The sequence below is a fragment of the Mycolicibacterium agri genome (assembly GCF_002553505.1).
In the GTDB taxonomy this organism is placed as follows: domain Bacteria; phylum Actinomycetota; class Actinomycetes; order Mycobacteriales; family Mycobacteriaceae; genus Mycobacterium; species Mycobacterium agri.
Map to the genome: position 1 here is coordinate 25,501 of NZ_PDCP01000063.1, position 8,907 is coordinate 34,407.

The window sequence follows — 8,907 nt, forward strand, 5'->3', positions numbered from 1 at the left end:
GTAACGGCTGGGAGACGGAAAGCGGTGCAGGCCCACGACTGGCAGTAGGCTGCGTGGCATGTCCGCCGCTTCAGTCGTGAAGAAAACCGCCGCCGTGGCCGCCGGCTCGGTCGTGGCCTGTATCGGCTACGCGTCGATCATCGAGCGGAACGCGTTCGTGACGCGCGAGGTGACGATGCCGGTGCTCACACCCGGCTCGACCCCGCTGCGGGTGCTGCACATCAGCGACATCCACATGCGGCCCAACCAGCGCCGCAAGCAGGCGTGGCTGCGTGAGCTGGCCAGCCTGCAGCCCGACCTGGTGGTCAACACCGGAGACAACCTTGCGCATCCGAAGGCGGTGCCGGCCGTCGTGCAGACGCTAGGCGACTTGCTTTCGCTCCCAGGCGTTTTCGTGTTCGGCAGCAACGACTACTTCGCGCCGCGACTGAAAAACCCGGCCAACTACCTCACCAATCCGTCGCACCGGACGTTCGGCCAGCCGCTGCCGTGGCAGGACCTGCGGGCCGCGTTCACCGAGCGCGGCTGGCTCGACCTGACCCACAACCGTCGCGAGATCGAGGTGGCCGGGCTGCGCATCGCCGCCGCCGGCGTCGACGACCCGCACATCAAGCGCGACCGCTACGAGACCATCGCCGGGCCGGCCGACCCGACGGCCAACCTGCGCCTCGGCCTCACGCACTCGCCTGAGCCGCGCGTGCTGGACCGCTTCGCCGGCGACGGCTATCAGCTGGTGATGGCGGGCCACACCCACGGCGGGCAACTGTGCCTGCCGTTCTACGGCGCCATCGTCACCAACTGCGACCTGGACCGGTCGCGTGCCAAGGGGGCGTCGCGCTGGGGCGCCGGCATGGCCCTGCACGTCTCGGCGGGCATCGGCACGTCGCCCTACGCGCCGCTGCGGTTCTGCTGCAGGCCCGAAGCGACGCTGCTGACGCTGGTGGCCGCGCCGACCGGCGGCCGCGGCGCCGGAACCCGGGTGGGGCAGTCCCATCCGACGGCCTCGGTGCGGTGAGCGACGCGGCTTCAAGTGCCGCCCGCTGCCAACCACGCGCCTGGGTGGACAACGCGGTTCGGTTGATCGAGGCCGACGCCCGGCGCAGCGCTGACACGCACCTGCTGCGCTATCCGCTGCCGTCGGCATGGAGCGACCGCGTCGATGTCGCGCTGTACCTCAAGGACGAATCCACCCACATCACCGGCAGCCTCAAGCATCGGCTGGCGCGCTCGCTGTTTCTGTACGCCCTGTGCAACGGGTGGATCGGCGAGAACACCACGATCATCGAGGCGTCGTCGGGGTCGACCGCGGTGTCGGAGGCCTATTTCGCGGCGCTGCTCGGGTTGCCGTTCATCGCCGTGATGCCGTCGTCGACCAGCGCGGCGAAGATCAAGCTGATCGAAGCCCAAGGCGGGCGTTGCCATTTCGTCGCGGAATCGTCGCAGGTCTACGCGGAGGCCGAACGGCTGGCCGAGGAGACCGGCGGCCATTATCTCGACCAGTTCACCAACGCCGAGCGGGCCACCGACTGGCGCGGCAACAACAACATCGCCGAGTCCATCTACGTGCAGATGGACCAGGAAGCCCACCCGATCCCGGAGTGGATCGTCGTCGGCGCGGGCACCGGCGGGACCTGCGCGACCATCGGCCGCTACATCCGCTACCGCAGGCACGCCACCCGGCTGTGTGTGGTGGATCCGGAGAACTCCGCGTTCTACGCCGCCTACGCCCAGGGCGACCCGCACGTCGTCACGGGAATGTCGTCACGGATCGAGGGCATCGGTAGACCGCGGGTCGAGCCGTCGTTTCTGCCCAGCGTGGTGGACCGCATGATCAGGGTCCCAGACGCCGCGTCCATCGCCGCCGCGCGGCACGCCAGCGCAGTCTTGGGCAGACGGGTCGGACCCTCGACGGGGACCAATCTGTGGGGCGCGTTCACTGTGCTGGCGGAAATGGCCGCCAGCGGGCGCAGCGGGTCGGTGGTGACGCTGATTGCCGACAGCGGCGACCGCTACGCCGACACCTACTTCAGCGACGAGTGGTTGGCCAATGCGGGCTTGGACCCGTCGGCCGCCACGGAAGTGCTCGTCGAGTTCGAACGTTCCGGCCGCTGGCTTTGATCCTCATCGTCGCCGGTCAACGGCCCGTCAGAGGTCAAGAACAGCCACAGCGCGGCCAGGACGAAGAAGCCCACGTAGACGGAAGCTCCCAACCCAGTCATGTCGCGCCTCGTTTCGCATATCTGCGGCAATTTGCCGTCATTTTGTACAACGCCACCGACAAACCGGTTTCATCCCGCGGCGCGGCGTGACCTGCGTCGCCAAATCGTGTCCTTCGGGGCGCGGCGGCGTTAATCGATTTGGCAGCACAGTGCGGCGGTGCGATACGCTGTCGTGGCTTCACGCGGGGTGTGGCGCAGCTTGGTAGCGCGCTTCGTTCGGGACGAAGAGGTCGTGGGTTCGAATCCCGCCACCCCGACTTCGTGATTGCGGGTGACGGCTCACCTCGATGCCGCGAAATTGCATTCCCGCAGTTGCCTACTCGTACTTCTGCTGCCGGATCGCAGTCTCGCTGTCGGTACCACGTGACCCCCATCAGCAGCAGTGAGGTTTGAAGGCCTCACCTCGGTCAATCCCAGGCTGCGTGCAGACAACCAGCTTCGAATGGTGGCGCTGGCGGTTGAGCCACGCGTTGGGCAGCAATCCCCTGGTGCGGACCAGCGATCGCATCGAAGCGGCCATCGCCGCGTTGGCTGTCGCCGTGCTGATCGCAATGCCCGTCGCCGCCGCGAAGGCCACCGCCGTCCACGACGAACGCGGTCGGTCCTACGCCGCCGAAGTTGAGCGCCACGTGCAGGTCAGCGCGGCCGTGACGCAGACCAGCGCGACGATGCCGCGCACCAACGTCACCGTCGTGCAGGCGGCCTGGTCCTTCGGCGGCACCGAGCACGTCGCCCGCTTCCAGTGGGACCAGCCGGTGCGCGCCGGCCAGCACATCGACATCGTCGTCGACCAGGACGGGCGGAGGATCGTGCCACTTGATCCGTGGTGGCGTGCAGGGCTGGACGGGGCGTTCGCGGCGACCACGTTGTTGCTCGCGGTGGCCGGCGTCGCCGCGGGCTGTGTCGCGATCGCCCGGCCGTGTCTGAGACGGATGCGTTACGCCGCGTGGGACCGCGACATCGCCAGCCTCGCCGACGAGGACGGAACCACTTATCGACACTGATCCCGATTGCCCGCGAAACGGCGTTCCGGCAGGCCTTTACTCGCAGTTCTGCTGCCGGAATGCCGTTTCGCGACGGGCCGCGGGGCTAGATGCGACGATGTCGATGTGCTCGACGGTGGCGTGCACTACGCGACCAACGGTGACTTTCGCCTGGCCTACCGGGTTTTGGGCGACGGGGATAACACGGTGGTCTGGATTCCCGGGTGGATCAGCAACGTCGACATGTTCGACGAGCCGGAGTCGCCGTTCACCGGGTTCATCGAGCACATCGCCGAGCACACCCGACTCGTGATGTGGGACAAGCGCGGCACCGGCTTGTCCGATCCCGTCACGCATGTGCCGCCGCTGGACGAGCGGATGGACGACCTGCACGCGGTGATGAACGCGGCGGGCGCTAAACGACCAGCGCTGTTCGGGATTTCCGAGGGCGGCCCGATGAGCATCTTGTTCGCCGCGACCTACCCGGAGCGGGTGCAGTCGCTGATCCTCTACGGCACGCTGCCGCGGTTCACTCCCGAATTACCGGACTACCCTTGGGGTTTGAAACCTCATCGCCTCACCGAGTACGAGGACGAAATCGTCAACCATTGGGGCGAGGGAGCGCTGGCCGAACTGTTCTTCGGTCCGATCGCCGAGGTGCCCGGCTTCCTGGATCTCTACGGCCGCATCCAACGCGCGTCCGCCAGCCCGCGGATGGCGTTGATGCTCTGGCAGGCCGTCGCCCAGATCGACGTGCGCCAGGTGCTGAGCACCGTCCTCACACCCACCTTGGTGCTCGCGCGCCGCGGCGACGAGGTCGCCACCCCGGAGGCCGCCGCGGAGTTCGCCTCCGCCATGCCCAACGCGAAGTTCTGTGAACTCCCGCCGGGCCCGCACGGCCTTCTCGACGAGGCGCTGGCGTCGGCTGTCCTCGAATTCGTCTGCGGCACAGCGCATGACGAGACCAGTGAGCGCGTGCTCTCGACGGTGTTGTTCACCGACATCGTGAGCTCGACCGAGTTGCTCAGCGCTCATGGCGACACGCGCTGGCGCCACGAACTCGACGTGCATGACCGGTTGGTGGACAGGCTGCTTGCGAAATTCGGTGGCCGGCGCGCCAAGCACACCGGCGACGGGGTCTTCGCACTGTTCGACGGGCCCACGAAGGCGGCGCGCTGCGGCCTCGAACTCGTCCCCGCGCTGGCGAGCAAGGGCATGCATGTGCGGGTCGGCGTGCACATCGGCGAATGCGAGCGGCGCGGCGACGAGTGGAGCGGCACGGCCGTGCACGTCGGTGCGCGCATCGGCGCGCTGGCGCGAGCCGATGAGGTGCTCGCCAGCCGCACGGTGCGCGACCTGTCGGTCGGGTGCAGCCTGCGCTTCGAAAGCCTCGGCGCCCACCGCCTCAAGGGGTTCACCGACGAGACCGAGGTCTTTCGCGTCATCAAACCGGCCGGCGTGCCCTTCTGATCCGCGCTTTTGGGTTTGACCGGCGCCGATGCCGGGAATGATCGTCCTCGTGACATTGACATCACCGAAGCTGGAACCTGCGCTGCCCTGGGCTACCGAGCCGCTGTCGTCGACCGTTCTCGACCTGCTGGCCTGCCGCCCGCCGCAGCGTTCCTTCACCCCCGTCTCACTGCCGCTGGCCGACACCGACCCGTACGGGCTGGATCTTCATCTGGCGCTGTACACCTCCTACGAGCTGCACTACCGCGGTTTCGCCGGCGTCGACCCGCGCTGGGAGTGGAATCCGGTGCTGCTGGCGGTGCGCTCCCAGCTGGAAGACGTGTTCCTCGAGGCGCTGCGCCGCGACGTCGGCGACATCGAGCCCGACGCCACCGCGGCGGCCGAAATGGACGCGCTGTGCGTCGAGCCCGTCGACGGGACGGGGCCGTCATACTTCCTGCGCGACAAGGGCACTTGGGAGCAGATGCAGGAGTACTTCGTGCATCGCTCGCTGTACCACCTCAAGGAGGGCGACCCGCACGCCTGGGCCATTCCCCGGCTGACGGGTCAGGCCAAGGCGTCGTTCGTCGCCATCGAGTACGACGAGTTCGGCGGCGGCCGTGGCAGCCAGGTGCATCAGCAGCTGTTCGCCGACCTCATGGAGGCCGCCGGACTGGACTCCACCTATCTCGGCTATATCGACCACGTTTCTGCCGAATCGTTAGCGTCGGTCAACCTGATGTCGATGTTCGGGCTGCATCGCGAGTTCCGCGGCGCGGCCGTGGGTCACTTCGCGGCGACCGAGATCACCTCGTCGCCCGGATCACGCCGCCTGGTCGAGGCGCTGACGCGGATGGGTGCGCCCGACGCGTGCGTGCGTTTCTACGCCGAACACGTCGAGGCCGACGCCGTACACGAACAGGTGGTGCGCACCGATGTGGTCGGCGATCTCGTCGCGACCGAGCCGCATGTGGACCGCGATGTCGTATTCGGCATCCGCGCAATGGATTTCATCGAGGGTCGGCTGGCCGACCATCTGATGGCGTACTGGACCTTGGGCAAATCGTCGCTACGCAGGCCGCTGGCCTGAGGACTGCTCCGAAGGCGTATCGGAAGGCTTGGCGCTGCGCTGGCGACGCCGATGACTGGTGTCGCACAGCGGGTAGTTCTTCGAGCGGCGGCATGCGCAGATCGCGACCATGAAGCGATCCGACTCCACGACGCTGCCGTCGGGCATCTCGATGCGCACCCGGCCCTGCACCATCACCGGGCCGGACGGCACAACCCGCACGGTGCGGGCTTCAGGTTCGCTCATGCCTTGTCCGCTCTGATCACAACCAACTCTTCCTCCCGGCGGCCCGGGTCGAGCCTGCCGGTGTCTTCGAGCCATTGTGCGCGCGCAGAGAGCACGGGACCGAACGGGATCCACTGCCATGCCACGATCTCGGCGTCGAGGCCACAAGCGGCCAGCGCGGCCAGCGTGCGCCGGGGCTCGGCGAACTCGGACTGCACCAGAAGCATGGTGCCGCCCCTGGCGAGCAGGCCTTTGACGGAGGCGCAAAGCGGGTCGAGGACGAGCCGGCCGTCGTAGCCGGCGTCCCATGCGCGGGACGGCCCGACGGTGGCAGGCATGTCGAGACCCTCGACGCTCGGGTCGTGCGGCACATACGGCGGATTACTGACGACGAGGTCGTACGGGCCGAACTCGGCGGCCCGGGCCCACGATCCGACGTGCACGGCGACGTCGGCGCCGGCCAACGAGACCTGTTGACGCGCATAGCGGGTGGCGCGGGGACAGATGTCGAACGCGCTCACCTCGGCGGCGCCCTGCTGGGCGGCGGCGATCGCGATCACGCCGCTGCCGGTACACAGGTCGGCGACGCGGCTCTGGCGCGCCAGGCCGCTCTTCTCCATGACGTCGATCAACAACTGAGAGTCTTCTTGCGGGGTGTACACGCCTTCGGCCACAGCCGGCATGTCCAGGTCGGTGTGCGCAGTGGTCAACATCGGCCTTTCGGTCAAGCGAAATGATCAAGCTTTGAATTAATGCCCGATCTCGCTGGTGTTAAACCCGCGCGACGCGTTTGCCGAGCTCACAGATGGGCACACCACTAGCTGTGGGAATCTCCGACATCGCCACTCTGCCGCTTCGCTTGGGCTCCGCCGTGCGCGGCCGACGCGTCTTTCACCCCGTCGGTGTGCTTGCCGAGGGCACTCTCGAACGGGTTGCCCCGCTGGGTGAAGGTCTGCCGCTGGAATCCGGCGATGTGATCGGCCGGGTGTCCAAGGGAGTCGGACTGCCGGGCGCTGTACCCGACGTCGCAGGAGTCGCGTGGCGGATGCCCCAGCCGTCGGCTCCGACACCGTGGGATGTGCTACTCGCGTCGACCGTGCGGGGCCGCCTGCTGCTGGCACCGGCCGCGAGCTGGTCGGGCACCACCTTCTCCAGCCTGATGCCGCTGCGCTACAAGGACGGCGTCTGGTGGCTGCAGGCCCGGCTCTCCACGCCCATCGATTCTCCTGGCCTGGCGCTGGAGGCCATCCGCAGTCGCATCGCGTCCACCGGCGTCGACTTCGACATCGAGCAGGCCGCGGGCACCGGCGGCTTCCTGCCGTTGGCCCGGCTCACGCTGCACACGCTGGCGACGAACTCGGGCGACATCTCGTTCGACCCCACCGTGCACAGCCACCCGGATGTGGAGCTGATGCCGGGCTGGTTGACGGGTTTCCGACGGGCGGCATATCGGCGCAGCCGTCAGGGACGCGACGCCGAATAGCGCCGCGCGTCGGAATCAGTGAGCCGTCAGTCGGTGGGCTCTTCGTCGGGTTCGGCGACGTCGGGCGCCACCTCACGGGTTGCCATGCCGCCCTCGCGGTTCTGATCTGTCGGACCCGGCCTGCCGCCCTTCTTCTCCCCGTCGTCGTTGAGGTCGTCGTAGATTCCCTTACCGCGCGTCATGGATACCCTTTCATTTCGATGCGCTGCGTAGCTTTTCCAGCAGCGGGCCCGCCGCCTCCTTGAGGAACAGTTCCTGGCCCTCGTCGCCGATCTGCACCAGCGCGATGTCGGTGAAACCGGCCTTCCAGTACTCACTGATGGCCTCGACGATCGCGTCGAGGTCAGGCCCGCACGGAATGGACTCCGCGACGTCGTCGGGCTTGACGAACTGCGTCGCGCCCTCGAAGCCCGCAGTGGTGGGCAGATCGGAATTGACGGCCCACCCGCCGGCGAACCACCGGAACTGGTCGTGCGCCCGTGCGACCGCGGCGTCGCGGTCGGGATCCCAGCAGATCGGGATCTGCCCGATCACCCGCACATCGCCTGGCAGACCCGTGGCGCGTCGCGCCTCGTGCCAGGAGTCGACGATGTCCTTGTTGGGCTCGACGGCGATCAGGTGGTCGGCCAGCGGCGCGAAGGTCTCGATGGACCGCTCCCCAGATACGGCCGCCGCGATCGGCACCGGCGTGTCCGGCACGTCCCACAGGCGCGCGGAGTCGACTTCGAAGTACTCGCCCTTCCAGTCGACGAGCTCGCCGGTGGACAGCTCGCGGATGATCTGGATGGCCTCGCGCAGCATCTCGTGCCGCCGGGCCACCGTCGGCCAGCGTTTCCCGACGACGTGCTCGTTGAGGTTCTCGCCGCTGCCCAGCCCGAGAGTGAATCGACCATCGGCGAGGATCTGCAGCGTGGCGGCCTTCTGCGCGACGATCGCGGGGTGATACCGCAGCGTCGGGCAGGTCACGTAGGTGAACAGCTCGACCCGCTCGGTCGCATGGGCCACCGCACCGAGCACCGACCAGGCGTAGGGCGCATGCCCCTGCGACGACAGCCACGGGAAGTAGTGGTCGCTGGACACCTCGAAGTCGAACCCGACCTGTTCGGCCGAAACGGCGTACCGGACAAGCTCCTTAGGGCCGCTCTGTTCGGTCATCAGGGTGTAGCCGAAGCGCGTCATGGCTGCTGATTACCCGGGTGCCTGACACCGAAACGGCTACAGCCGGGCCTTGACCGCCGCCGAAAGGCGCGCGCCGTCGGCCTTTCCGGCCGCGATGGCCGTCGCGGCCTTCATCACCTGACCCATCTGCTTCATTCCGGGCGGTTCGCCGTTCTGCTCGGTGACCTGAGCGATGGCGGTGTCGACGACATCGGCAAGTTCGGCGTCGGTCAGCGGCGTGGGCAGATACTCGTCGATGACGCGGGCCTCGGCGTGCTCGTTGGCCGCCAGTTCACCGCGACCGTTCTGGGTGTAGATCTG

11 protein-coding genes and 1 tRNA gene are annotated in these 8,907 nt (G+C 67.9%); 7 read left to right on the forward strand and 5 right to left on the reverse strand.

From position 1 onward, the window contains the following. The first annotated feature begins 58 nt into the window (after positions 1 to 58). The 6 genes from CQY20_RS25375 (at position 59) to CQY20_RS25405 (ending at position 5,741) form a co-directional block, all read left to right on the forward strand. Positions 59 to 1,015 (forward strand): metallophosphoesterase, encoded by a 957-nt coding sequence (locus CQY20_RS25375; RefSeq protein WP_097942833.1) that lies wholly within the window; start codon positions 59 to 61, stop codon positions 1,013 to 1,015. Next, positions 1,012 to 2,118: an L-cysteine desulfhydrase Cds1 gene (gene cds1, locus CQY20_RS25380; protein ID WP_097942834.1), complete on the forward strand. Its 1,107-nt coding sequence runs from the start codon at positions 1,012 to 1,014 to the stop codon at positions 2,116 to 2,118. Before CQY20_RS25375 ends, cds1 begins: the two co-directional genes overlap by 4 nt. Positions 2,119 to 2,402: 284 nt before the next feature. After that, positions 2,403 to 2,476 (forward strand) — tRNA-Pro (locus CQY20_RS25390). 165 nt (positions 2,477 to 2,641) lie between these two features. After that, positions 2,642 to 3,223: an Rv1733c family protein gene (locus CQY20_RS25395; protein WP_097942836.1), complete on the forward strand. Its 582-nt coding sequence runs from the start codon at positions 2,642 to 2,644 to the stop codon at positions 3,221 to 3,223. 105 nt (positions 3,224 to 3,328) lie between these two features. Next, on the forward strand, positions 3,329 to 4,672 hold the full coding sequence (locus tag CQY20_RS25400) for an adenylate/guanylate cyclase domain-containing protein (RefSeq protein WP_097942837.1): 1,344 nt from the start codon (positions 3,329 to 3,331) through the stop codon (positions 4,670 to 4,672). Positions 4,673 to 4,721: 49 nt separating this feature from the next. Next, on the forward strand, positions 4,722 to 5,741 hold the full coding sequence (locus tag CQY20_RS25405) for an iron-containing redox enzyme family protein (RefSeq protein ID WP_371871053.1): 1,020 nt from the start codon (positions 4,722 to 4,724) through the stop codon (positions 5,739 to 5,741). Here the strand turns inward: CQY20_RS25405 and CQY20_RS25410 are convergent. After that, the gene (locus CQY20_RS25410; RefSeq protein ID WP_097942839.1) at positions 5,721 to 5,966 is read right to left on the reverse strand and encodes a CDGSH iron-sulfur domain-containing protein; all 246 of its coding nucleotides are present in this window, start codon (positions 5,964 to 5,966) and stop codon (positions 5,721 to 5,723) included. The genes CQY20_RS25405 and CQY20_RS25410 overlap by 21 nt on opposite strands. Further along, complete coding sequence (locus CQY20_RS25415) at positions 5,963 to 6,655, reverse strand: class I SAM-dependent methyltransferase (protein ID WP_234816408.1); 693 nt, start codon at positions 6,653 to 6,655, stop codon at positions 5,963 to 5,965. Before CQY20_RS25415 ends, CQY20_RS25410 begins: the two co-directional genes overlap by 4 nt. A 95-nt stretch (positions 6,656 to 6,750) precedes the next feature. Between CQY20_RS25415 and CQY20_RS25420 the strand changes: the two genes are divergently transcribed. Next, entirely contained in the window at positions 6,751 to 7,428 is a 678-nt protein-coding gene (locus tag CQY20_RS25420) for a phosphodiesterase (RefSeq protein ID WP_097942840.1), read from the forward strand. Between the two features lie 26 nt (positions 7,429 to 7,454). On the opposite strand, the gene CQY20_RS34910 is transcribed toward CQY20_RS25420, so the two are convergent. The 3 genes from CQY20_RS34910 to CQY20_RS25430 form a co-directional block, all read right to left on the reverse strand. Beyond that, positions 7,455 to 7,610: a hypothetical protein gene (locus CQY20_RS34910; protein WP_165789299.1), complete on the reverse strand. Its 156-nt coding sequence runs from the start codon at positions 7,608 to 7,610 to the stop codon at positions 7,455 to 7,457. A 10-nt stretch (positions 7,611 to 7,620) separates the two neighbouring features. Then, positions 7,621 to 8,607 (reverse strand): LLM class F420-dependent oxidoreductase, encoded by a 987-nt coding sequence (locus CQY20_RS25425; protein WP_097942841.1) that lies wholly within the window; start codon positions 8,605 to 8,607, stop codon positions 7,621 to 7,623. Between the two features lie 36 nt (positions 8,608 to 8,643). Next, the coding region (locus CQY20_RS25430) for a GatB/YqeY domain-containing protein (protein WP_165789300.1) at positions 8,644 to 8,907 on the reverse strand (264 nt) is incomplete at its 5' end.